Consider the following 24,657-nt stretch of genomic DNA (forward strand, 5'->3'; position numbering starts at 1 on the left):
GGGCTGTATTTGAAGAAGCCCTCCGACTAACCGTTTTATTTTGGAGAGGAGAGCGAGAACATGAAGTCTCCCGTCTTTCGTGACGACCAGCATGAAGCTTTTTATTACCGGATGTTAGCCGAACGTCGTTGTACCGACAGCTACCATCGAGCCTTGTTTTACACGCTGGGACTGTCGAAGGATACCCGTGCCCATATTCAGGACTTGTTCGACTTTTCCGATGGTGACATCAAACTGGAAGGTCTGTCTGCTTACTGGCAAACCGGAGGCTCCCTCCGCATCTGACGTTTGGCGTTTAATCTCTGGAACGGCTGGAGCAAAGCGGGCGAGGAACGATATTCAACTCCGTATGAGCTGTTTGATTGCGAAGCAGCTCCCTACTTTTTTGAAGCAATACGACTGCGATATCCGGAATATGTTCGCCAACTGACACCCGTCATCAAGCCTCATGCCGAACGCACGCGGTGAGCCGCGTTTGGGAGATTTACGGAAGGGAGAGACGCGGATGAATGTAGAGAAGCTTCCTTTGTCATCGACTCCGGCAGACCGCGACCGCGATCTGATACACGAGATGCAGTTGGGGAAAAGCTTGTATATCGTGAAATGTCACTTTATCGGTAATGAAACGCTCGGTGATAGAATCGAACGGCTTGTTTTGCGAACGTGGGAGGATGAAGCGCTAAGGAGCCGATGAAGCCGGAAGGGAACCAAAGGACAATTCTACAAGGGACAGGTTAAAATAGGTACTACTACGATTGAACATACTTCATTCGGTTTAACCGATAATAAGGTTAATGTAGGAACATATTATGTTAAGAAATAGAAAGGGAGTTATAGATGCAAGGAACCCATGGAATGAACCTTATTGAATCGGAAAGAGGCTTATCACTAGAAGAGCATCAATGGTTTTCAAAACTTTTATCTGAAAGCTTTGAAGGTAGAGATGGACTTAAAGAACAAGTGAAGAAGTGCTCAGTAGTTGGACGCTGTGGGTGTGGATGTCGTACAATCGATCTAAAAGTAGAAGAGTCAGCCCCTAAGCATTTTTTTGAAACTAGAGTACCAGTTGAAATGCTTGTGCAGACAGATGATGGTATTCCAATTGTATTTTACTTACATGTTGTTGATGGCTATATTAAGGAATTAGAAGTATTTAAGGCGGACTCTTCTCCTATAGTCCGAATGCCTGATATTAGCAAAGCCCTAGTCACAATAAATGTATGAATAATCTCAGCCACATGCGAGTGTAACAACTCCATGTGGTTTCTCTTAAGCCCCAAAATTGGATTTGAGTCTAGGTTACTTAACGTAGTAGGCTAGATGAAGAATCAATGGAGGGGATTTTTTATGCAACGGAGACGATTTACGATCGAGTTCAAACAGCAAGTAATTCATGAAGCCAAAGAAGTCGGGAATGCTGCACAAGTAGCGCGCCGCCATAACATAAATCCGAAGATATTGTACCGTTGGATGGAACAAGCAGAGCACACGGATTGGAAAGCAACCAATTCCTCTGCGAAAGCGGTCAGCGCCTATGTACCTTCGCCACAGGAGTTTCGAACACTTGAAGGTGAAAACAAACAACTGAAGGAGCTCTTGGGCGAGAAGGATTTGGAGATCGCAGTCCTTCGTGACTTGTTAAAAAAGCAGAACCCAGCTTATCGGACAAGATTGAAATAGCCGACAAATGGATTGAGCTGGGGCATGCAGTGAGCCGCATTCTGCGGATCGTCGGTGTAAGCGAACAGACTTATTACAACCGTAAAAAACAGCCAGGCAACCAAGTCTCTGTAAAGCGTAGAGGTGGTCGTCCTGTGCCTGGTTTCTCGATGACCAAGACAGGAATACCGATTAGTGACGGCCAGATCCAGGAATGGCTCTGTGAACTGTTGAACGGAGAAACAGACGTCTATGGTTACCGTAAGCTGACGATTTGTTTGCGACGTGAGTACGAGCTTGTGATTAACAAGAAAAAAGTATACCGGCTGCTCGATGAGATGGAGATGCTTCAGCCACAGCGGCGTAAACGATTAAAGCATCCGCGCAAACTGGCGAATAACCGTGAGATTAAAGCTTCGAACGAGCTCTGGGAAATGGATATTAAGTATGGCTATATCGCAGGAGAACAGCGCTTTTGGGTCTGTCAATAATTTCGTGTAAACTCTTTTGTAAGAATCCTCCCCCGAGGGGGGAGCGGCCGCCTAGCGAAGATGCTGCCCGACCCGGTCCGGAAAAAAGACGGAGAGCTGGAGGAGCATCTGCCCCCAGTTCTGAACGCGGCCGGTCCATTTACGGATCACGTCCATTGTTGAGAGATAAAGCATTTTGAGCAGCGCCTCATCGGAGGGAAAAATGCTCTTACCTTTGGTCACCTTGCGCAACTGTCGATGGTAGCTCTCGATGATGTTCGTGGTGTAGATCAGTTTGCGGATTTCCGGCGGGTACTTGAAAAAGGTGGCGAGTTCCGACCAGTTCGTGCGCCAGGAACGCACGATGAGCGGGTACTTCGTGCCCCAGATTTCCTCAAAGCGATCGAGTTCCACTAACGCAGCTTCCTCTGTGGCGGCCTTGTAGATCGGCTTCAGATCCGCCGTGACTTTCTTGAGATCCTTGTAGGATACGTAGCGCGTGGAATTCCGGATTTGATGAATGATGCACTTCTGGATTTCCGTCTGAGGGTAACAGGCCGTAATCGCTTGGGTGAAGCCGGTCAGGTTGTCCACACAGGTGATCAGGATATCCTGAACGCCGCGGTTCTTCAACTCATTTAAGACGCTGAGCCAGAACTTCGCGGACTCGTTCTCGCCGATCCACATGCCCAGCACATCCTTGTTCCCGTCCAGATCAATGCCGATGACCATGTAAGCCGCTTTATTCACAATGGCGCCGTCTTGCTTCACTTTAAAATGGATGGCATCCAGGAACACGACGGCGTATATGCTCTGCAGCGGGCGATTCTGCCACTCTTTGATGAGCGGCACGATCTTGTTCGTGACATTGGAGATGAGCGTTGGCGACACCTCAATGCCGTACAACTGCTGCAGATGATCCTGAATCTCGCGTGTGCTGACGCCTTTGGCATAGAGGGCGACGATCTGATCTTCGATGCCCGTGACGTTCGATTGATGCTTTTTCACAACCAGCGGCTCAAAGGGGCCTTCGCGGTCCCGAGGAACAGCGATCTCCTGCTCGCCATATTCGCTGGTGACCGTTTTTCGGCTTTTGCCGTTGCGGCTGTTCGTCGTCTGTTTGCTTTTTGCGTCATGCTTTTCGTAGCCCAGATGCGTGTCCATTTCGGCTTCCAGCATTTCCTGCAGCGTCTCGGCAAACAGATCCTTCAGCGCGTTCTGGGCATCCTGTGCCGTCACCAATTGGTTTTCCTTAATAAACGCGCGCAGCTGTTCTTTCGTCCATAATCCCATGTGTGCTCCCCAACCTTTCTTCTGCTTTCATTGTAATCGGTTTTTGGGAGTTTACACATTTTATTTTACAGACTCCAACAGCCCTTCACCCCAGTCTAGAATGCACGTTGAGTATCTTTCAGTAATGACAGTCCTTTCTTTTCTCTCTTTTTGTAGTTACTAATTGTATCGAAATTTATCGAACAAACAAAAAGCCTACTCAAAACCTCGCAAATACAAGCATTTACCCCCTTGTAACATGAAACTAAATGTATCAAAAACTTGATTTTACAACCCTATTATCTTAATTTCACCTGTTTGAATTTGATAATGTAAGCGCTATTATTTGAGTAGACATGCCAGCTAGACTTCCAACATTAAATTACGGGAGGTTATACGGCTACATGAAAAAGAAAAAAAAGGTGACGGCTGCATTATCGGCGCTGACACTTGCGGTTGGTCTCGTTTCATTCTCTCCGTCCGTTTCACACGCGGCAATTCCGGCATCACCGGCGAACTCCACCATATTTGGCCCCAACGTTTACGTGTTTGACGACTCCATGTCCAAAAGCGATATTGAAAGCGTTACCGGCGCGGTCTTTAACCAGCAGGAAAGCAATGAGTTTGGGCCGGAGCGGTATGCGCTTCTGTTCAAGCCCGGCACTTATGATGCCAATGTTAAAGTTGGTTTCTACACATCCGTTGCAGGGATCGGGCAAAATCCTGGTGATGTCACGATTACGGGCGGGGTCAATACAGATGCCCAGTGGGATAATGGCAACGCAACCCGCAACTTCTGGCGTTCGATTGAGAACTTGACGATTGCGCCTACGGATAAGTCCAATCCGTCACAGTTTGCCGTTTCGCAAGCTGCCCCGATGCGCCGTGTCCATGTGAAAAACGACTTGTGGCTATTTGACTTGGATCACACGACATGGAATGCTGGCTGGGCCAGCGGCGGCTATATGGCTGATACACTGGTAGACGGTCAAATTACACCGGCTTCGCAGCAGCAATGGTTCGCCCGCAACAGTTCTTGGAACAACTGGTCCAATGGCGTGTGGAATATGGTGTTTGTCGGTGACGAGAATGTGCCAAGCGGGGTGTTCCCGCAAGATCCCTATACGAAGGTAGACACGACGCCGGTTGTCCGCGAGAAACCTTATTTATATGTGGACGGCGATGGCAACTACCAAGTATTTGTACCTTCACTGGAAACGAATACAAAGGGTGTAAGCTGGGCGGACGGTTCGACGCCGGGCACTTCGATCTCGATTGATGATTTCTACATTGCCATAGAAGGACAGGCGACTTCGGCCGATATTAATGCGGCGCTTGATGCCGGCAAAAATGTGCTGTTTACGCCGGGCAATTATCATCTCGAGGATACAATCCATGTGACCAACCCGAATACGGTTATACTCGGCATCGGCCTTCCGACGCTGATTCCGGATAACGGACAGGACACGATGCTCGTTGACGATGTGGATGGCGTTACGCTCGCGGGTCTTGTGTTTGATGCGGGGGCAAACCATTCTTCCACACTACTGAAGATAGGTGAAGATGGCAGCAACTCGGACCACTCTGCAAATCCAACCTTGTTGTCCGATATTTATTTCCGTACAGGCGGAGCGACAGCGGGAAGCAACGACACTGGCCTTGAAATTAACAGCAATAACGTCATTGGCGATCACTTCTGGATTTGGCGCGCTGACCATGGCGAAGGAGCAGGCTGGACGGATAATGTATCGAGGAACGGCCTTATCGTTAACGGTGAAGATGTAACCATCTACGGCTTGTTCAACGAGCATCACAACGAATACCAGACCGTATGGAACGGCAATGGAGGACGATTGTATTTCTACCAGTCGGAAATCCCGTATGATGTGCCGGACCAGCAATCCTGGATGAGCAACGGCGGGGATACAAACGGGTATGCCTCTTACAAAGTAGGCGATAACGTAACGGATCATGAAGCATGGGGACTGGGCATTTATTCGTACTTCCGGGATGCTGCCGTGAAGCTGAACAGCGCCATTGAAGTGCCGGATAATCCGGGCATCAAGCTTCATCACTTAACGACTATTTGGCTGAACGGTACGGCTGGCAGCGAAATTACGCATATCGTAAACAATCTTGGCGGCAGTGTCACATCAAGCGCGGATATGCGCAAGACGTATACCGAATTTGTGGGCAATGATACGGAAGCGCCAACCGCGCCAACGAATCTTACCGCAACGGCAAGCGGCGGCAGTGAGATCCGATTGGCATGGGATGCTGCTACGGATAATGCGGGTGTAGATTCTTACGATATTTACCGTAACAGTACCTACATTGCATCTACTTATGGCACAACTTTTAGCAATACCGGATTAAAAGCAAATACGACTTATTCGTATAAAGTCGTTGCCAAGGACAGCGTCGGCAATACATCTCCGGCGAGCAATACGGCAAGCGCAACAACTGCGGGAGGAGACGGGAAGCTTGTCCGTACGGGATGGACGGCAACGGCTAATCCGACAAGCGCCGGGGATGTCCCATCCAATATGTTCGACGGAGTGAATACTTCGCGCTGGTCGAGCGGTGCAGCCATGCAAAACGGGCAGTATATTATTGTAGATATGAAGCGTTTTGCCAATATCCAGCAAGTCGTGATGGATTCTAACGGAAGCGGGGACTATGCACGGGGTTATGAAGTGTATGTTTCGGCAGACGGAGAAACATGGGGCGACGCCGTTGCAAGCGGTACCGGCACCTCTTCGCTTCTGGCAATTAACGCAGAAGCAAGCCATGTCAGATACATTAAAGTTGTGCAGACAGGAACTTTGAGCAACTGGTGGTCCATCCATGAGTTTAATGTGTACGGAACCTATGAGGATGAAGGCAGCGTAACGCCGCCGGAGACGGAAATTACAGATAAACCTGCCCTTATATCGAATGATTCTTCGCCTTCCTTCAGCTTCGCCAGCGAAACCGGCGTAAGCTTTGAATACAGCCTTGATAATGGCGGGGAGTTTTATGTGCCTAGCTTCAGTGCTATTACACTGCAAGGCTTGAAAGACGGCGAACATACCTTATATGTCCGTGCTGTAAATGCAGCGGGGGATGTCGATGTAACGCCTGCAGCTTACGCCTGGACAATCGACACGGTGAAGCCGGTTATTACCTTGAATGGCGACAGCGCAATTACGCTGGAGCAAGGAACGGCATTTAACGATCCGGGAGCAACAGCTTCGGATGATCTCGCTGGTAATTTGACCGAAGCGATTGTGGTAACGGGAACGGTGGATGTGAGCGTACCAGGCGTTTACACCTTGTATTACAATGTCAGCGATACGGCCGGCAATGCGGCGGATCAAGCGGTTCGTACGATCCAGGTGAACAGCGGAGATACAGGCGAACAACCGCAAGCACCGGACACTTCCATTATAAGCGCTCCTCCATCGGTGTCTAACAATAGCAGCCCGGCATTTACATTTGGCAGCGATCAAGAAGAGGTAACCTATGAATACAGCTTGGACGGAGAAACCTATTTGCCGAACGAATCCAACGCCGTTACGCTTTCAGATTTGCCGGACGGCGAATATACGCTGTATGTCCGTGCTGTTAACGCGGCAGGGGATGCCGATGAAACGCCGGCGTCCTACAGCTGGACAATCGACACGGTGAAGCCCGTTATTACCTTGAATGGCAACAGCACAATCACACTGGTGCAAGGTACAGCCTTTACAGATCCGGGGGCAGCAGCATCGGACAATTACGATGGTGACCTTACCGATGCCATTGTTGTATCGGGAACAGCAGATGTGACGGAACCAGGCACTTACACGCTGGATTATAATGTAAGCGATGCGGCCGGCAATGCGGCGGATCAAGTTACCCGCACCGTTATTGTCCAAAGCGCTGAAGAGCCGGAGGCGCTGGACACGACGATTGCCAGCAAGCCTGCTTCTGTAACCAATGCAACAAGCGCGGCATTTACGTTTAGCAGCAATAATGAGCAGGCATCGTTCGAATACAGTCTGGACGGCGACAGCTACTCGGCAGCTGAATCCGGCGCCATCACGCTTTCGGATTTATCGGACGGTGAATATACGCTGTATGTCCGGGCTGTTGATGAAGACGGCAATGTCGATGAAACGCCTGCTTCGTACACCTGGACAATTGATACGGTGAAGCCGGTAATCACGCTTAATGGCAACAGCTCCATTATCGTAGAGAAAAGCTCCTCCGCGTTCACGGATCCGGGAGCAACGGCTTCGGATAATCGGGACAGAGGCTTGACCGACGCGATCGTCGTAACCGGTTCGGTTGATCAAAGCAAAACAGGCACTTATTCGCTTTATTACAACGTGAGCGACGAAGCCGGCAATGCGGCAGATCAGGTGACCCGCACGGTGCGTGTTGTATCGGGCGTTAACCCTTCGCCTCCGTTATCCAGCAACGCGAATCTGAAGTCGCTCAGCGTGAAGGCGAGCGGAGAATCAGTTAGCCTGACGCCGGCGTTTAGCTCGTCTACGACTTCGTATACCGCACGAACGGATCAGGCGCAAGTTGGGCTGAGCGCAGAGGCAGCCAGCTCCGCTGCCCAAATCAGCTTGACCGTTAATGGTAAATCGCAAACATCACTCACTGCAGCTGATCTGAAAATCGGCGACAACGTGCTCGTATGGAAAGTTACAGCAGAGAACGGCAACACGAAATCATATACGCTGACGATTACCCGTACCGATAACGAACAACCGGAAATTCCTGTATTTACGGATATCGCCGGACATTGGGCGGAGTCGTATATCCGGCAAGCAGCTGCGCTGCATATTGTAAACGGCTATACGGATGGCACGTTTAAACCCGATAATACGGTAACGCGCGCCGAGTTTGTCGTTATGCTCGTGAATGCACTTCAACTGCAGGGCTCAGGCGAACAGCTTTCGTTTAACGATGCATCCGATATCGGCACCTGGGCGAAAGACGCTGTATCTATCGCAGTTCAAGCCGGCATTATCGGCGGTTACGAAGACGGAACGTTCCGTCCGAATGCGACCATTAACCGTGCCGAGATGGCGGTCATGATTGCACGTGCGCTTAAACTGACAGCTTCATCGGCATCGGCATCTCCATTTGAAGATGAGAACCAGATTCCGCAATGGGCCAAAGACGCGATTCATGCGCTTGAGGAGCAAGGGTTGCTTGAAGGACGCGACGGCAACCAGTTTGCGCCGAACGGCACAGCGACCCGCGCCGAAGCTGCAGCAGCGCTGCTTCGCTTGCTTGGCCAGCAATAAGCAATTCAATTGGCCATGTGCGGTAACATGCAAAACCAATAAACAAACGAGCCTCTGGATTTATTCCAGAGGCTCGTTTGTTTATTCCCCGGCTGCTTACAGCTCCAGCGGCGTCAAATGATGGACGCCGCTCGATTCCAGCTTCCGGAATTCGCTGGGCGTATAACCCGTCCATTCGGTGAACTGGCGGCTGAAGCTTTGCACATTCTCATATCCGACACGATGCGCGACCGTCTCAATCGTATCCCGGCTGCCGGCCAGCATTTGCATCGCTTCCTGGCGTTTCAGCACCATTAAATATTGGCGCGGCGACATGCCGTAGGCTTGCCTGAATACACGATGCGCGTGGCGCCTGCTGACACCCATCTGCTGCGAGATTTGCTCCAGCCAATTGTCATTGGTTGTATTCGCCGCCTGCTGCTCTTGTCCGTCGGCAACAACAAGACGTTCGATTTCTTTGGCAATCCGGTACGGAGTGGAAGGCTGCCAGCCGCCATCTGGTCTCCGGTTTGTGCTCAGCTGTTTTTCCAGCTCGTAGCATATGGCGTACAGATTGGCGAACAGCCCGATGCGGGAGTTGACCTCGCCGGACAAAGCCGAGGCGATTTGCCGGATGTATGGCGTCAGCGCTTCATTCACCGGATGGCCTCCCGGATACAAATTTATATTTTCGCGTTCAAGCAATTCGATGAAATAAGGGTCGGGCAGCTGCACATGCATCGTAAAATAATGCATTTCGTCCGACTCGTCCACGCGAAAATCATGCATTTGCATCGGAGAAACAATAAGCAGATCGCCTTCCTGCTGCACGAACTCGGCGCTGCCGACGGTAACCGTCGTTTTTCCTTTGAAGACGAGATTGAACTCCGTCATCATATGATGAAGATGCTTCCCGCATACCCAGCCTTTGCGGGCGACCGCCGAATGGGAGCCGTACAGGCACGCTTCGGACCGGATGTAAGGCGTGAGATGGTTGTAGGTCAAACCGGATGTGCTAATGGCCATAATGTATCCTTCCAGTCTAGGCTTGATGTCTCATTATGTTAAATCATTTCGGCACATAAGACCGAATATGTTATAGATGTCTCGTTTCGGCAGCCGTATACTTGGAACGGAGAAAAAGACCAAAAGAGAGAATGCCTTTATTGTAAAGGCAAAAGCGGGTGGAGAGAAGATGGGAAAAATGTCTATTGCTTCGGATGCCGGGCTGTCGCTCGATTATTCGAAGCCGTTTGAGAACGCGCGCGGCCGCGGTCAGAAGCCGCTTCGGCTTCTGATGCAGCTGTACCGGGGCCACTGGGACAAAGTGCTGCTGTCGGCCTTGTTTTATACGATCAAATCGTCGCCGGTTTTTGTCCTGCCGATTGTAACGGCGAATGTCATAAACATGATTACATATCCCGACCGGCATTCGATGAACGAATTTTGGATCAATCTGGCCGTCATCGTAGCGGTTATTGTCCAAAATATCGGGACCCATACGCTTCATGTCAGTTATATCAGCAAAGCGGTCCGCCATGTGGAAGCGGGACTGCGGAGCACGCTCGTCCGCAAGCTGCAGCAGCTGTCGCTCAGCTATCACGGCGATTTGAGCGGCGGCAAGCTGCAGGCGAAGGTGCTGCGGGACGTCGAAGCGATTGATTTCTTGTCGCGTCAAATGATGATGACGATTATTCCGGCTTTTATCAATCTGGTTATTGTCGTTGGCATTACGCTTTATCACAGCTGGATGGTCGCTTTGTTTTTTGTGCTGATGGGACCTGCGGCCATCGTGCTTGTCCGCGTATTTCAGCGCTGGATGTCGAAGCGCAACCGGGAAGTGAGGCAGACCATTGAGGAGATGTCCGGCAAAGTGTCGGAGACGGTCGAGATGATTCCGGTCACGCGGGCGCATGGCCTGGAGGATGTGGAAATCCGCAAGGTAGACGGCGCGCTGCATCATATCCGTGAGCGGGGGCACCGGCTGGACGTGCTGGAAGCGTATTTTGGCTCGACGAGCTGGGTGGCGTTCCAGTTGTTCCAGGTTGCTTGCTTGTTTTTTACGGGATACCTTGCGCATGCCGGTTATATGGAGATTGGCGATATTGTCATGTATCAAGGCTTTTTCGGCATGATGGTCGGCTCGGTCAACTCCATTCTGAACGTCTACCCTAACCTGTTGAAAGGAACGGAATCGCTTCATTCGGTATCCGAGGTGCTGATGTCTTCACAAACAGAGGAATACCGCGGCCGGGTGAGGCCGGATGACATTCGCGGGGAATTCGAGTTTAGCGGCGTTGGGTTCAAATACCATAACGGCGACCGGCATGTGCTGGAAGATTTGACGCTGCATGTGCGGCCGGGTGAGAAGGTGGCTTTTGTAGGGGAGTCGGGCTCCGGCAAATCGACGATTCTGAACCTTATTATCGGATTTTACCGCCCGCAAAAAGGGATGATCCGCATCGACGGCATTCCGATGGATGACCTCCGGATGAAACGTTATCGCCAGTCGCTTGCAATCGTGCTGCAAAACAACATTTTATTCTCCGGCACGATCCGGGAAAACATTACGTACGGCTTGCCGGAAATTCCGGAAGAACGGCTGCAGAAGGCGATCTGGATGGCCAATCTGCAGGATGTGATCGACAGCCTGCCGGAGGGGCTGGATACGAAAGTCGGCGAGCACGGCGGCCGTCTGTCCGGCGGGCAGCGGCAGCGCATTGCCATTGCCCGGGCGCTTGTCCGCGACCCGCGCATCATTATATTGGATGAAGCGACATCCGCTTTGGACAATGTCAGCGAAAAGCATGTTCAGGAGGCGATGGAGCAGCTGATGGAAGGGCGCACGACGTTTATTGTCGCGCACCGGCTGTCAACGATCCGCAATGTTGACCGCATTGTCGTCATGAAGAAAGGGCGCATTGCCGAGATGGGAAGCTATGACGAGCTGATGGCAAACCGCGGCGAGTTTTACAAGCTCAGAAATATATAACGGACATAAGCAAACCGGTGTCAGGATAAAAAGCTTGAGCGATCAAGCTTTTTATTTTTTTCGTATTTTTCAATCATAATCGGATGATTTTGTTCTACCATACTACCATACAAGTATGGTAGTATGGTCATGAGAGCGTTTTATCAAAATTATCAATCATGCGGAGGGACATTGGAATGATTGCTTTTCATACCGATAAGCTGCTATTGACGAACAATACGGCCAAAACCTTGTTCCATGAATATGCATCGCAAATGCCGATTTACGATTATCACAGCCATCTGGACCAAAGCAAAATCGCTGCGGGCTATCAGTTCAGCAACATCACCGAGCTGTGGCTGAACGGCGATCATTATAAATGGAGAGCGCTGCGCTGGCTGGGTGTGGATGAAGCGTACATAACCGGTGCGGCTTCTGACAAGGACAAATTTCTGGCTTGGGCGAAAGCGGTTCCCAAAATGGCCGGCAATCCGCTGTACCATTGGACGCATCTGGAGCTTGACCGGTATTTTGGCATTACCGACCGCCTGTCCGAGCACAATGCCGAGGATATCTGGAACCGCTGCAACGAGCAGCTGCAGCATAAATCGTTAAGCGCATCCGGTATTTTAGATAAGTTCAATGTCAAAGTCGTGTGCACGACGGATGATCCGGTCGATTCGCTGAACGATCACCGTGCTATACGTGATCAAGGCAAGTTGTCCACGAAAGTGGCTCCGACATTCCGTCCTGACCGCATTCTCGATATTCAGCGCGCCGATTTCCGCGACTATATGCGCCAGCTTGCAGAAGCTTCGCGGACGGAAATTAACGGGTTGACCGATTTGCTTCAGGCCGTGGCTGTGCGGGTACAATATTTCCATGAACATGGCTGCCGCTTATCCGACCACGGCATGGGCGAGCTGCCGTTTGCACCGGCAACGGAGCAGGAAGCGTCCCGCATCCTGAAGCTGGCGCTTGCAGGCGAGGCGGTGAGCAAAGCCGAAGCGGAGGCGTACCAGACGTTTATCATGCTTCGCCTTGGCGAGCTGTACAGCAAACACGGCTGGACGATGCAGCTGCATATCGGAGCGATCCGCAACAACAATACGCGCATGTCCGCTTTGCTGGGCAAGGACAGCGGATACGATTCCATTCTCGATTATCACTTGGCGCGTTCGCTGAACGGGCTGCTGAATGAGATGGACAAAACAGACCAGCTGCCAAAAACGATTGTATACTCCTTGTACCCGTACCAATACGAAGCGATTGCGACGGCCATCGGCAACTTCCAGGGCGGCGGCGTAAGCGGCAAGCTCCAGCTTGGCGCGGCATGGTGGTTTCACGACCAGAAGGAAGGCATGCTGCAGCAGATGAAGGCGTTGTCGAGCATCGGCCTCATCAGTACGTTCGTCGGTATGCTGACCGATTCGCGCAGCTTTATGTCGTTCCCTCGCCACGAATATTTCCGCCGTCTGCTGTGCAGCATGTTCGGCACATGGATGGAAGAAGGCGAGCTGCCGATGGATATGGAATACGCAGGTGAAATGATACGCGATATTTGTTACCGCAATGCTGAAGCTTACTTCGGCATTTAATACACAACTCGGACAATCACTCAATTGTTTGGAAGCATTGAAGGAGGATTTTGCATAATGGAGAAAGCATCAATTCAATCGCAAGCCGGCTATGGCGCCTGGCTGAATCACCTGCCCCTGGCTGAAGGAGCATATCGGGAACACGCCGCTTCCTGGACGAAAGCGGTAGTGGCGGAAGGAACGGAGCTGTGCGTATTGACGGCTTTGTCCGAACTCGAGGACGGTATTGCCAAGCTGACGGGCAAACGCCCGGAGAAAGATATCCCGCAAAACGGCAGCCGCTACATTGCCATCGGCACATTCGCCGGCAGCGCTGCCGCTAAAGAAACGTTCAGCCGCGAAGAGCAGGCTGAAGTAGCGGCGGAAGGCTTCCGCATCCGCACGAGCGGCCGCTCCATTGTCATTGCGGGCGCTTCCGCGCAAGGGGTTCTGTACGGCGCGTTTCATTTGCTGCGCCTGATCAGCAGCGGCGCATCGCTGGATGAGCTTAATCTGCTCGAAAATCCGGTTAACGGCATCCGGATGATCAACCAATGGGACAACATCGACGGCAGCATTGAACGCGGTTATGCCGGCAACTCGATTTTTTATGCCAACGATGATATCGTGGACGATTTGACGAGAGTGCGCGATTACGCCAGAATGTTGGCATCGGTAGGCTTAAACGCGATTTCCATCAATAATGTGAATGCTCACCGTTACGAAACAATGTTTATTACGGAACGCTTTCTGCCGAAGGTGGCACGCGTAGCGGAGACGTTCCGCAAATACGGCATCAAAACATTCCTAAGCATTAACTTTGCGGCGCCGATCGAAGTCGGCGGGCTGGAAACAGCCGATCCGCTGGAAGCGTCGGTTCAGGAATGGTGGAAAGAACGCGCGGCTGAAATTTACCGCTACATTCCGGATTTTGGCGGCTTCCTTGTAAAAGCCGATTCGGAGAACCGCCCAGGCCCGTTTACGTATGACCGCGACCATGCCGACGGTGCCAACATGCTGGCGGATGCGCTCCGCCCGTTCGGCGGCGTTGTCATCTGGCGCTGCTTCGTGTACAACTGCAAGCAGGATTGGCGTGACCGCAAGACGGACCGCGCCCGCGCTGCGTACGATCATTTTACGCCGCTGGACGGACGGTTTAAGGACAACGTCATCCTGCAGGTGAAAAACGGCCCGATGGACTTCCAGGTGCGCGAACCGTTGTCTCCGCTGTTTGGCGCGATGCCAAATACGAATATGACGATCGAATTCCAGATTACGCAGGAATATACGGGCCAGCAGCGCCATCTATGCTACCTGGTGCCGCAGTGGAAGGAAGCGCTTGAGTTTGAAACGTATGCGCGCGGCGAAGGCTCGACCGTGAAGCGTGTAGCTGATGGAACCCTGTTTGGGCGTTCCTACGGCGGATTTGCAGCGGTGTCCAACATTGGCGACGACGCCAACTGGACCGGTCATCCGCTTGCGCAGGCGAATTTGTACGGCTACGGCCGCCTCGCCTGGAACCCGGACTTGACTTCGGAGGGCATCGCAGCGGAATGGATTACACAAACGTTTGGCTCTAATGAACAGGTGCTTGAAACCGTCAGCGGCATGCTGATGGAATCGTGGAGCATCTATGAATCCTATACGGCACCGCTTGGCGTAGGCTGGATGGTAACGCCTCATTATCATTACGGTCCGGATGTGGACGGTTATGAATATTCGAAGTGGGGAACGTACCATTTTGCCGACCTGCACGGCATTGGCGTAGACCGTACCGTGAAGTCGGGTACCGGTTATACGGCGCAATACCAAGGCTCGAACGCGGAAGTCTACGAGTCGCTGGAGCGTACGCCGGACGAATTGCTGCTGTTCTTCCATCATGTGCCGTACACGCATGTGCTGAAATCCGGCAAAACGGTCATTCAACATATTTACGACACTCGTTTTGAAGGCGCGGAGCGTGCTGCCGGACTGACGGCGAAATGGAATTCGCTGGAAGGGCTTATTGAGCCGTCCATCTTTGAGGAAGGCAAGCAGCGCTTCCTCATTCAAGAGGAGCATGCCCAGCATTGGCGCGACGTGCTGAATACGTATTTCTTCCGCAAAAGCGGGCTGCCTGACGCATTAGGCCGCACCATCTATTAAGTTTCAATAACGAGAGAGCAGCTCCGAAAGTCGTCATAGATGACTTTCGGAGCTGCTCTTTTTTAGGGGGCGGGCAATCCATGTCATAGGCGGGCAAGGCGGCATGAATTACGCGGCTCATCTCGCTGACAACGGATTCCCCGCTGCATGAATGCATTTTACGCAGCCACGCGTCCGACCGTGCAGCTGTGCGCGCCTGTTCCTGCGGACCGGCTCATCCCCCCGCAAGCCAGCGCATTAACGACAAGCCCGTCCGGCACAGCCGCGTCCCTGTGATTCGTCCGCTTTCGCTTTTCGGATTTTTTTATAAGAAATCGTACATCTCTCTTCTACAGGCTGTACACCGCTTTTTTTTATAATAAATACATAAAGAAAGTAAACAACAAGAGGTGAGTTCCGCATGAACCGTACCGTAACGGTTAACGACAGCAAGATCGAGCACGCGATCGGCAAGAAGCGCAGCAGTTTCTGGAGCCGGTGGGAAACGCCGGGTATCGGCTATTTGTTCATCTCGCCATGGCTAATTGGCTTTTTTCTGTTAACGCTTTATCCGATGCTGTTGTCCTTGTATTATTCATTTACGAACTACACGCTGATGAAACCGAAGAAATGGGTGGGCTTGGACAATTATCACCGTATCTTCACAGCAGACGACAAATTTATCCAATCGCTGAAAGTGACGTTCTGGTATGTGCTTGGATCGGTTCCGCTTAAGCTGATTGCCGCATTGCTTGTTGCGATTATTTTAAACAAGGCGGTTAAAGGCATCTCCGCATACCGCATTGCGATTTATTTCCCTTCGCTTATTGGCGGCAGTATCGCGGTGTCGATGCTGTGGCGCAATATTTTTGGCGTAGACGGATCGTTTAACGATTTCCTTGGCTTGTTTGGAGTTCAAGGGACAGGCTGGATCAGCAATCCGAGCACAGCGCTTTGGTCGCTAATTGTGCTGACGATTTGGCAGTTTGGTTCTTCGATGGTTATTTTCCTGGCTGGCCTCAAGCAAATTCCAAAAGATTTGTACGAAGCTTCCAGCGTTGACGGGGCAAACCGGATTGTCCAGTTTTTCCGCATTACGCTGCCGATGCTTTCGCCGACCATTTATTTTAACTTCATTATGGGTGTTATCGGCGCCTTCCAAATGTTTACCTCCGCTTATGTCATTACAAACGGCGGCCCGATGAACTCTACGCTTGTATATGCGGTGTACTTGTACGAACGCGCTTTCAGCCGCTATCAATTAGGATACGCTTCGGCGCTGGCATGGATTATGCTTATTATGATCGCAGTGGTTGCCGGACTTATCGCCCTCAGCTCCAAGTATTGGGTGTTTTATGAAACCGACACTGGAAGGGGGAAACGCAAATGAGCTTTTCGGCGAAAAATGTAAGAGGCGGCATCCGCCACATTTTAATGATTTTGTTTTGCCTGCTGATGGTGTATCCGGTGTTCTGGTGGATTGGCGCTTCCTTAAAATCGAATGAAGAGCTGACCTCCGCCAGCCTGTGGCCGGATCATCCGCTTTGGAGCAACTTCAAGAACGGTTGGAATTCCGTGCCGGGACATTCGTTTACGGATTTTTATGTCAACACCTTTGGACTTGAAATTGCCGTATTGATTACGACGTTTGTATCTTGTACGCTTGTTGCTTTCGGGTTTGCAAGGCTGGACTTCCCGCTCAAAAACTTCTGGTTCAGCATTCTGATGCTGACCCTGATGCTGCCGGCACAAGTGCTGATTATTCCGCAATATGCGATGTTCCACCAGTTCGGATGGGTTAACACGTATTTGCCGTTTATCGTTCCGCATTTGCTTGCTTCCGGCGCGGGCGGCACGTTCTTCGTCTTCCTGCTCATTCAATTCATTCGCGGCGTGCCGCGCGAGCTGGACGAATCGGCCAAAATCGACGGCTGCTCCTGGTTCGGGATTTACTGGAGAATCGTCATGCCGCTTACCAAACCAGCCATCGTAACCGTAAGCATTTTCTGCTTCCTGTGGAACTGGGATGACTTTCTTGGCCATTTGCTGTATATTAATTCGGTCGACAAATATACGGTAGGGCTTGCTCTGAAAATGATTAATGACTCGCAATCCGGTACGCAGTGGGGACAAGTGCTAGCAATGTCGCTTGTATCCATCGTTCCGGCAACGATCGTATTCGCTTTCGCTCAGAAACAGCTGGTGGAAGGCGTTGCAACAACCGGTATTAAAGGCTAATATGAAACGGACCGAAGTCCGTTATACCTATCTGAAAAGCGACGGCAACGTCGCTTTTCTATTTATATCGAGGCGGTAAAAAAGGAGAAGGAAGCTGCTCATGGTCAATCCATTTAAACGTTATCGCATTGACTACTTGTTTTTTGGAAGCATTGCCGCATTAATTGTTGCGATATTGGGCTGCACCATTTGGGCCAGCTATGTATTGACCTCGAACGAAATGGTCAAAGCGACCTCCGACAACCAGCAGAAGCTGCTGGACCAGCTGAACAGTGAAATTGCGCTGCGGCTGGTGACCTTGGAGCAAATCTCGTTGTCCACCTCCCGGGATACGGCGCTGCTCAGCTTTTTGAACCGAAGCGAGGCGATGGACCAGTTCACCAGGCTGCAAAAATATAAAGAAGTTCAGCAGTCGCTAGCGAATTTGACTTATTCGATTCCGCTGATTCAAGGCATTGACTTGTATATGGACAATCCGTTTCAATCGGAACAAAACAGCTATATCCAGTTCCGTGATTTAAAGAAAGCCTCTTCGCAAAACTGGTATGCCGCAATGCAAAAAAACGATTCCTATTGGGCGGTAAAGCAAACGATCTCCACGTTTCAGGGCAATGTGAATGTGATCAGCTTTGTCCGGTCCATTGAATATAACAATCATCTGCTTGGTTATTTGGTATTGCATGCCAAAGCGCAGACGATTGAGGAAATGCTGGCCGGCACTTCACAGGACGCCAACCGGATGATGCTGGATGAATCCGGCCAGCCGATTATTTCGATCGGCAGCGTACCGGATGCAAAGGAATGGGCTTCGTGGAAAAACAAGCTGAACGACAGCTCCGGCCTGCTTCATTTAAAAGGAGAGCACCGGGGAGAAGTGCTGCTGGTTTACTCCAAGACGAAGCAGTCCAACTGGACCATGGTAGAAGTGACCCCATGGTCTACGATTACGAAAGGCAGTCTCCGGCTCGCATTTGCGATCGGGCTGATCGGTGTTGCCGCCATCGTACTGGCGCTAATCCTTGCGCTTTGGGTAAGCCGGCAATTCACTTCACCGATCTATAAGCTAGTTTCAGTCATGAAGCGGTATACGCTGTCGGGCAAAAAGGAAGAACTGCCGGAAGATTACCGCAATGAATTTGGATTTCTGTTTACGGGTTACCGGAAACAGATGGAGCGGATCGAGGAGCTGTACAAATCGCTGGAGATCCGCCACGAGCAGCTGCGCAAAGCGGAACTTGAATCGCTGCAGGCGAATATTAATCCCCATTTTCTGTATAACACGCTGGATCAATTGAACTGGATGGCGATCGGCAGCGGTCAGCACGAAATGAGCCGCATACTAGAGCTGATGGGCCGCATGTTCCGTATCGGGCTTTCGAACGGCGAAAGCTTTATAACGATCGCGGATGAGCTGGAGCATATCGGATGTTATCTGGAAATTCAGCGGATTCGGCTGGGCCAAGGCCTGGAATACGAGATTGAAGCGGATGAGACGGTGCGCAGGCTGTTTACGCCGAAAATGCTGCTGCAGCCTTTTGTCGAAAATTCCGTCATGCACGGGTTTCATGCAAGCGGGAAGGGTAAAATATGGATCAAGATGCGTATCCGGGACGGACGTCTTGTCATTACGGTTGAGGATGACGGCATCGGGCTGAATCCGGAACCGAAGCCCCGGAAAATGAGCAAAACCGGAGGATACGGCGTACGCAATGTGCGGGAGCGCATCCGGACGCATTTCGGCGAGCCGTACGATGTAGAGCTGCTGGCCCGGCCGGAAGGCGGCACTATTGTAGAGATTGTTATACCCGTATTGCATAAACGGCCCGGCACCTTTTTGGAATAAAGGTTCGGATTATTTTATAAAACATTGTGCATCTCTCTGCTATAAAAGAAAAATGGGTGTTGTTAATATAGATACAGAAACAGATTTTTTGCAATTAAACTAGGGGAGATGAAGTAAAATGGCATTTTGGAAGCGCTTCGCCGGAGTTTCGACTACCATTGTATTGGCGGCATCCCTTGCGGCTTGCGGGAGCAACAACTCGGGCAACAACAGTCAAGCGTCAGATGCGCCAGCAGCTAACGACAGCGGCGCGGCATCCGGCCAAAAAGTAAAGCTTCGCATTATGTGGTGGGGCGCGGAAGCGCGTCATCAAGCGACGCTGAACGCGTTGGACCTGTACACGAAAGAACATCCAAACGTGACCTTCGAGCCTGAATATTCGGGTATGGACGGATACCTGGACAAATTGTCCACACAAGCGGCTGCGAAAAACGCGCCGGATATTTTCCAAATTGACCCAAGCTGGGTGTCCGACTGGGCTTCCCGTGGTCAATTGGCAGAGCTGCCTAATGTAGATCTGTCTAACGTAGATGCTAAGCTTGTTAACGCTGGCAAATACGAAGACAAGCAAATTGCGGTTCCGCTCGGCTCCGCTGCGGAAGGCATGATTTACGACAAAGCGGCACTGGAAAAAATGGGGCTGACCGCTCCGCAAAACGGCTGGACTTGGGATGATTTCTTTGCGCTTGCCAAAGCATCAAAACCGAAACTGGCGCAAGGTCAATACTTTACAAAAGATTATGCAGGCGACTACTTCGCATACAGCGCATACCAGTACGCTGCCGGCAAAGGTTTGCTTGTAACGGAAGACGGCAAATTCCATATCGACGAAGAAACGTTCCTGAAATGGACAACCCAGTTCCAGGAGCTGCGTGAGCAAGGCATCGTGCCTCCGGCTGACGTGAACGCTTCGGATAAAGAGTTTGACCCGACAGGCGACCTGATGGTGAAAGGCACGATCTTGTTCCGCCTTGGCTTCTCGAACAACTTTACATCTTGGAACAGCCTGAAGCCTGGCGCATATGCCATGATTACAATGCCTCGTAATGTAGAAGCAGGCGGCTGGCTGAAACCGGCGTTGTTCTTCGGCGTATCGGAGAACTCCGCACAGAAAGAAGAAGCTCAAAAATTCCTTGACTGGTTCACAAATGATCCGGAAGCGGTTAAAATTTTGGGTACAACCCGCGGCAACCCGGTTAACGACAAAGTAGCGGCAGAGATTGCATCCAGCTTCTCCGATGCGGACAAAGTCGGCATTGATATGTACAATGCAACTGCGGTTGACGGCCAACAATGGACAGCAGGCGCAAGCGGCTGGAGCAACTGGGTAGATAAAGACTGGGCGCTTGTACGCGACGAGCTGAGCTTCGGCAAAGTAGATCCGCAAGGCGCATTTGACGAACTGAAAAGCACGGCACAAGAATACGAAAACTAAGCTGTAACGTTATGCCCGGCATTCGCTTCCCGCGATAATGACGGGCATATTGTAGTATTCAAAGAAGAATGGCTTGGAAGGAGATCCTTACGACATGTGGAAAATTGCTATCATTGACGACGACCGCCAAGTTCTGCAAGGAATGAAAAACGCTATTCCGTGGGAAGAGCTTCATGCAGAATGGGCCGGCGAAGCGTTAAACGGCCAGGACGGTCTTGAGATGATCCGTGCAGAGAAGCCGGACATTGTCATTACCGATATATATATGCCGGTCATGAACGGCCTGGATATGATCGAGCAGCTTCGTTCGGACTGCTTTGAAGGGCGGATTATCATTCTTAGCGGATATTCCGATTTTGAATATGCGAGACAGGCGCTCCGGTTAAACGTTAGCGATTACTTGTCGAAACCGATCAGCCTTCCGACATTAAAAGAAGTGCTTGGACAAACGATCAATGGGCTTATGGAAGATGAGGAACGGAAATTAAGGCAGGATGAATGGGAAGAACGGATTAAGCGGCTTGCGCCGATTATGGAAAAAGAATGGATTAAAGGCGCGATTTCCGGCACGCTTGGAGAATTATATAAACAGGATGAAGATGTGGCGGTGCCATATCGCTATTGGACAAGCACGCAGCATGCCGTCATCGGCATTGATATCGTGCGCAATGAACGCGTAGGGTCCGTATCCTTATCGGACCTCAATTTGTTCCGGTTTGCCGTGCGGAACATTGCCTGCGAAGTGGCGGCAGGTTTTTTTGCGCATTTTGAATATACGGAGCTGCACGGCACGCATTCCGCGCTGCTTGTGCACCCGGATCAGCATACGGATGTGAAAGCTGCTGAAGTCCAATTGCTTCAGTTGGGCAAACAAATTAAGGATGCCGTTGAAAGTTACTTGAAGCTGAAGCTGAAAATCGGGATCGGCGGCATTAAATCTTGCTGGAAAGAAATTCCGGACTCTACGGAAGAAGCTTTTCGCGCGATAGACTGGAAGAGCCATCCGCTTGAGCCTGGTGCAGATATATACGGCATCGGCAATACCGCTGAGAAGAAACAAACCCAGCTCATTCGCCCGGTCAAGTTTTATCAAGAGCTTGGCGCAGCTATTAAGGCCGGCCAAGAGACACTTGCCTGCCAGCTGGCTGATGATTTTGCCGGTCAGCTGTCTGGACCGGACGAACCGGACAGCGAATATTTGCAGCTGCTGGCGCGTGAAATCAGCGCAATTATGGCGTACAGCATGTATGAGGTTGGCACTGTGCTGGATGAAATATGCCCAAGCGAGGTTCATGACCAGGAATGGGCCAGCATTGCCACTGTCCAGCAGCTGACCTCTTGGCTGAAAGACAAAATTACATCCATTTGCAGCAGCCGGCAATGGAAAGGCAACGGCAAGCACCGGCAAGCTGTTGACTTTATGATCCAATATATTCATGACCATTACCCGAAAGATATTACGCTGGCGGATTTGGCCGACAAGGTGTTTATTTCGCGCAACTATTTGTCCCACATATTCAAGAGCATAACGGGTGACTCATTTAATACGTATTTGACCCGCGTCCGGATGGAGAAAGCGAAAGAGCTGCTTATGGAGCGGAAAATGCTTGTTTATGAAGTGGCGGAGAAGGTGGGGTACCAGAATGTGCCATACTTCAGCACGTTATTCAAAAAGTACAGCGGCATGAATCCGACCGATCTTGTCAAATCTTAAATTTCAACAAACTTTTAGTTAGTAACTTGACATAGAGAATTACGTTCGGTTATGATACTAACGACTTCGATTTACAATAAAGGGTAAATCAGCCAATGGCTATCCGGTGCTTGATGCGGAGATGCGAGGGCAATACGAAGTAAGGAAAGCAGCGCCAATTAAAAGGAGGAAATAGGAATGTCTAAGTTGAATATCGGCATTATTCTGGGCAGTACCCGTCAAGGACGCGTAAGCCCGCAAGTAGGTCAATGGGTTAAAAGCGTTGCAGATCAACGCGGCGACGCGAACTACGAAATTGTAGATATTGCAGACTATAAGCTCCCGCTGTTTGGCGAAGTGGACGCGTCGGAACAAGCGGCCGCTTGGAACGAAAAGCTCTCCACGCTTGACGGATTTGTTTTTATTGTCCAAGAGTACAACCACAGCATTACCGCATCGCTCAAAAACGCGCTTGATTTTGCTCGTGATGCATGGAACAACAAAGCTGCCGGCATCGTCAGCTACGGTTCTGTAGGCGGCGCACGCGCTGCTGAACATCTTCGCGGCATTTTGGGCGAATTGTCCGTAGCGGACGTTCGCATTCATGCAGCTCTCTCGCTGTTTACCGATTTTGAGAACGGCTCGGTATTTAAGCCGGCTGACCTGCATTTGACGAACGTAAACGGCATGCTCGATCAAGTGCTTGCTTGGAGCGGCGCGCTGAAAACATTGCGTTAATTCCAGCACATCCATACTTACCATACATGCTGTACGAAGCGCTTCTCCTTGCGGAGAGGCGTTTTTTTGTGTCGGGACAGCGGAGTCTGAATGGAGTTTCTATAATCAAATATTGGCGAAAAAATAATGGAAGAGCAGGAATTTTGAGGATTTATGGCGAATGGGAGTATACCAAGTTATGGTATCGGAATATGAAACGACCCCGAAGGAGCGAAATATGCCAAACCCTGCTCAACTGTCTATGCCGGCCCGAAACAAATGGGCCGGGAAACACCCGTTTTCCAAAGTGAAGCGAAGCCGAAAAAGCTTGAAAAGCCTGTGTGCTGCAGCGATTCTGTTCCTGCTGCTTCAGCTGGTTCCCGGCTGGATCATTCATCCCAGCACGGTGTACCATTACCGGATCAACTATCAGCTATTTTTAAACGACCCGGATTCCATAAACGTCGTGCTGGATAATATGAAGAAACGCATTAAACAGGACAAGCTGGACCGGTACATCCTTCTAATCGGCAACTCCGTTGCCTGGGGAACGAATGAAACGTCCGATCATTCACTGGGACGTTATTTGAATGATGAATTTGCGCATGACGGGGAGGTTGTTTTTAATTTGTCTTTGCCGTCCATCCAGCCCGGCGATGCGTATACATTGCTGCTTATGATGCGAAACAAAGGCATCCGGACGGACAATGTCATGCTTGGGGTAACCTATTCCGCCTTTACTAAATCGGTTTACGGCTCCAAGCCTGTGTTTTGGCTGATGGACGATCTGCGCCGCGTGGACAAGCAGGCATACCGGGATTTGCTGCCGCAAATGAGAACAAGCGGGTATAACGGCAGTGCCGGCATAATGCCGCTAAACAAGTGGCTGGATGAGCGGGTCAGCGACGGCGTACATGCGATTCCGATCGTCAAAGATAAAGAGATTTTGAAGGCGGAGTGGGCGCGGCATAAGGACAAGAGCGACCTGCTTGGCGACCCGCGCCCGTGGTATGAAAAAGGCAATGTGGAGCAAAAACGTGAAAATCCGCAATATAAAAGCTTTTTTAATCCGGAGCCTTTTGATTTAAGCGTACATAATTGGGCGGTTTATTTTATGGAGCGGATTTATAAGCTGCAGGAAGGGAAGCGGACGCTTGTGTTTGTTGCCGGAGGCAATGGTGAAATGTCCAAACCGGAAGTAACCAATCCCGGTTATGTGGCTAATCTGCAGGCGCTGGACCGTTACTTTGCTGCCAAACCCGGATTGTACTTCGACTTGCAGGACCGTATTGCTCCCGGACAGTTTACGGATCATGTCCATTTGACGAATGACGGCAACCGGCAGCTGGCACACCTTCTATATGCAAGCTGGACCGGGAAGGGGGCGTAATAGC

At 50.9% G+C, this 24,657-nt stretch carries 16 protein-coding genes and 1 pseudogene; 15 read left to right on the top strand and 2 right to left on the bottom strand.

From position 1 onward, the window contains the following. The first annotated feature begins 111 nt into the window (after positions 1-111). The 4 genes and pseudogenes from ET464_RS20160 to ET464_RS02280 all read left to right on the top strand — a co-directional run bounded on the left by ET464_RS20160 (position 112) and on the right by ET464_RS02280 (position 2,150). A pseudogene (locus tag ET464_RS20160) lies at positions 112-468 on the top strand (DUF6075 family protein). A gap of 387 nt (positions 469-855) precedes the next feature. Then, positions 856-1,224, top strand: a complete 369-nt coding sequence (locus tag ET464_RS02270) for a DUF6984 family protein (RefSeq protein WP_129437894.1) — start codon at positions 856-858, stop codon at positions 1,222-1,224. A 123-nt stretch (positions 1,225-1,347) separates the two neighbouring features. Further along, positions 1,348-1,680: a transposase gene (locus ET464_RS02275; protein ID WP_129437896.1), complete on the top strand. Its 333-nt coding sequence runs from the start codon at positions 1,348-1,350 to the stop codon at positions 1,678-1,680. Between the two features lie 29 nt (positions 1,681-1,709). Continuing rightward, positions 1,710-2,150 (top strand): IS3 family transposase, encoded by a 441-nt coding sequence (locus tag ET464_RS02280; protein ID WP_129437898.1) that lies wholly within the window; start codon positions 1,710-1,712, stop codon positions 2,148-2,150. Between the two features lie 51 nt (positions 2,151-2,201). Here the strand turns inward: ET464_RS02280 and ET464_RS02285 are convergent, their stop codons facing one another. Then, positions 2,202-3,422, bottom strand: coding sequence for an IS256 family transposase (locus tag ET464_RS02285; protein ID WP_129437127.1), 1,221 nt, complete (start codon positions 3,420-3,422; stop codon positions 2,202-2,204). A 383-nt stretch (positions 3,423-3,805) separates the two neighbouring features. Here ET464_RS02285 and ET464_RS02290 point away from each other — a divergent pair, with 383 nt between their 5' ends. Further along, the gene (locus ET464_RS02290; protein ID WP_129437900.1) at positions 3,806-8,686 is read left to right on the top strand and encodes an immunoglobulin-like domain-containing protein; all 4,881 of its coding nucleotides are present in this window, start codon (positions 3,806-3,808) and stop codon (positions 8,684-8,686) included. A 96-nt stretch (positions 8,687-8,782) separates the two neighbouring features. Here the strand turns inward: ET464_RS02290 and ET464_RS02295 are convergent, their stop codons facing one another. Further along, complete coding sequence (locus ET464_RS02295) at positions 8,783-9,691, bottom strand: AraC family transcriptional regulator (RefSeq protein WP_129437902.1); 909 nt, start codon at positions 9,689-9,691, stop codon at positions 8,783-8,785. 169 nt (positions 9,692-9,860) lie between these two features. On the opposite strand from ET464_RS02295, the gene ET464_RS02300 reads away from it, so the two are divergent. The 10 genes from ET464_RS02300 to ET464_RS02345 all read left to right on the top strand — a co-directional run bounded on the left by ET464_RS02300 (position 9,861) and on the right by ET464_RS02345 (position 24,653). Continuing rightward, positions 9,861-11,657, top strand: a complete 1,797-nt coding sequence (locus ET464_RS02300; RefSeq protein WP_244226637.1) for an ABC transporter ATP-binding protein — start codon at positions 9,861-9,863, stop codon at positions 11,655-11,657. 176 nt (positions 11,658-11,833) lie between these two features. Further along, complete coding sequence (uxaC, locus tag ET464_RS02305) at positions 11,834-13,234, top strand: glucuronate isomerase (RefSeq protein ID WP_129437904.1); 1,401 nt, start codon at positions 11,834-11,836, stop codon at positions 13,232-13,234. Positions 13,235-13,291: 57 nt separating this feature from the next. Next, entirely contained in the window at positions 13,292-15,358 is a 2,067-nt protein-coding gene (locus tag ET464_RS02310) for an alpha-glucuronidase family glycosyl hydrolase (RefSeq protein WP_208543888.1), read from the top strand. Between the two features lie 400 nt (positions 15,359-15,758). Beyond that, positions 15,759-16,727 (top strand): carbohydrate ABC transporter permease, encoded by a 969-nt coding sequence (locus ET464_RS02315; RefSeq protein WP_129437906.1) that lies wholly within the window; start codon positions 15,759-15,761, stop codon positions 16,725-16,727. After that, entirely contained in the window at positions 16,724-17,575 is an 852-nt protein-coding gene (locus ET464_RS02320) for a carbohydrate ABC transporter permease (protein ID WP_129437908.1), read from the top strand. Before ET464_RS02315 ends, ET464_RS02320 begins: the two co-directional genes overlap by 4 nt. Positions 17,576-17,675: 100 nt before the next feature. Then, positions 17,676-19,418: a sensor histidine kinase gene (locus tag ET464_RS02325; RefSeq protein ID WP_129437910.1), complete on the top strand. Its 1,743-nt coding sequence runs from the start codon at positions 17,676-17,678 to the stop codon at positions 19,416-19,418. A gap of 118 nt (positions 19,419-19,536) precedes the next feature. Next, positions 19,537-20,853, top strand: coding sequence for an ABC transporter substrate-binding protein (locus tag ET464_RS02330; RefSeq protein WP_129437913.1), 1,317 nt, complete (start codon positions 19,537-19,539; stop codon positions 20,851-20,853). A 94-nt stretch (positions 20,854-20,947) separates the two neighbouring features. Next, positions 20,948-22,567: a response regulator transcription factor gene (locus ET464_RS02335; RefSeq protein WP_129437915.1), complete on the top strand. Its 1,620-nt coding sequence runs from the start codon at positions 20,948-20,950 to the stop codon at positions 22,565-22,567. Positions 22,568-22,744: 177 nt separating this feature from the next. After that, a complete protein-coding gene (locus ET464_RS02340; RefSeq protein ID WP_129437917.1) occupies positions 22,745-23,284 on the top strand; it encodes an NADPH-dependent FMN reductase in 540 nt (179 codons plus the stop codon). A 160-nt stretch (positions 23,285-23,444) separates the two neighbouring features. Continuing rightward, positions 23,445-24,653, top strand: a complete 1,209-nt coding sequence (locus tag ET464_RS02345; RefSeq protein WP_129437919.1) for a hypothetical protein — start codon at positions 23,445-23,447, stop codon at positions 24,651-24,653. Positions 24,654-24,657: the final 4 nt, after the last annotated feature.

This window comes from Paenibacillus protaetiae, assembly GCF_004135365.1.
In the GTDB taxonomy this organism is placed as follows: domain Bacteria; phylum Bacillota; class Bacilli; order Paenibacillales; family Paenibacillaceae; genus Paenibacillus_AP; species Paenibacillus_AP protaetiae.

Coding starts and splice junctions, on each gene's coding strand:
- ET464_RS02270 (WP_129437894.1), top strand. CDS start 856: ATGAACCTTATTGAATCGGAAAGAGGCTTATCACTAGAAGAGCATCAA.
- ET464_RS02275 (WP_129437896.1), top strand. CDS start 1,348: ATGCAACGGAGACGATTTACGATCGAGTTCAAACAGCAAGTAATTCAT.
- ET464_RS02285 (WP_129437127.1), bottom strand. CDS start 3,422: ATGGGATTATGGACGAAAGAACAGCTGCGCGCGTTTATTAAGGAAAAC.
- ET464_RS02290 (WP_129437900.1), top strand. CDS start 3,806: ATGAAAAAGAAAAAAAAGGTGACGGCTGCATTATCGGCGCTGACACTT.
- ET464_RS02295 (WP_129437902.1), bottom strand. CDS start 9,691: ATGGCCATTAGCACATCCGGTTTGACCTACAACCATCTCACGCCTTAC.
- ET464_RS02300 (WP_244226637.1), top strand. CDS start 9,861: ATGGGAAAAATGTCTATTGCTTCGGATGCCGGGCTGTCGCTCGATTAT.
- uxaC (WP_129437904.1), top strand. CDS start 11,834: ATGATTGCTTTTCATACCGATAAGCTGCTATTGACGAACAATACGGCC.
- ET464_RS02310 (WP_208543888.1), top strand. CDS start 13,292: ATGGAGAAAGCATCAATTCAATCGCAAGCCGGCTATGGCGCCTGGCTG.
- ET464_RS02315 (WP_129437906.1), top strand. CDS start 15,759: ATGAACCGTACCGTAACGGTTAACGACAGCAAGATCGAGCACGCGATC.
- ET464_RS02320 (WP_129437908.1), top strand. CDS start 16,724: ATGAGCTTTTCGGCGAAAAATGTAAGAGGCGGCATCCGCCACATTTTA.
- ET464_RS02325 (WP_129437910.1), top strand. CDS start 17,676: ATGGTCAATCCATTTAAACGTTATCGCATTGACTACTTGTTTTTTGGA.
- ET464_RS02330 (WP_129437913.1), top strand. CDS start 19,537: ATGGCATTTTGGAAGCGCTTCGCCGGAGTTTCGACTACCATTGTATTG.
- ET464_RS02335 (WP_129437915.1), top strand. CDS start 20,948: ATGTGGAAAATTGCTATCATTGACGACGACCGCCAAGTTCTGCAAGGA.
- ET464_RS02340 (WP_129437917.1), top strand. CDS start 22,745: ATGTCTAAGTTGAATATCGGCATTATTCTGGGCAGTACCCGTCAAGGA.
- ET464_RS02345 (WP_129437919.1), top strand. CDS start 23,445: ATGGGAGTATACCAAGTTATGGTATCGGAATATGAAACGACCCCGAAG.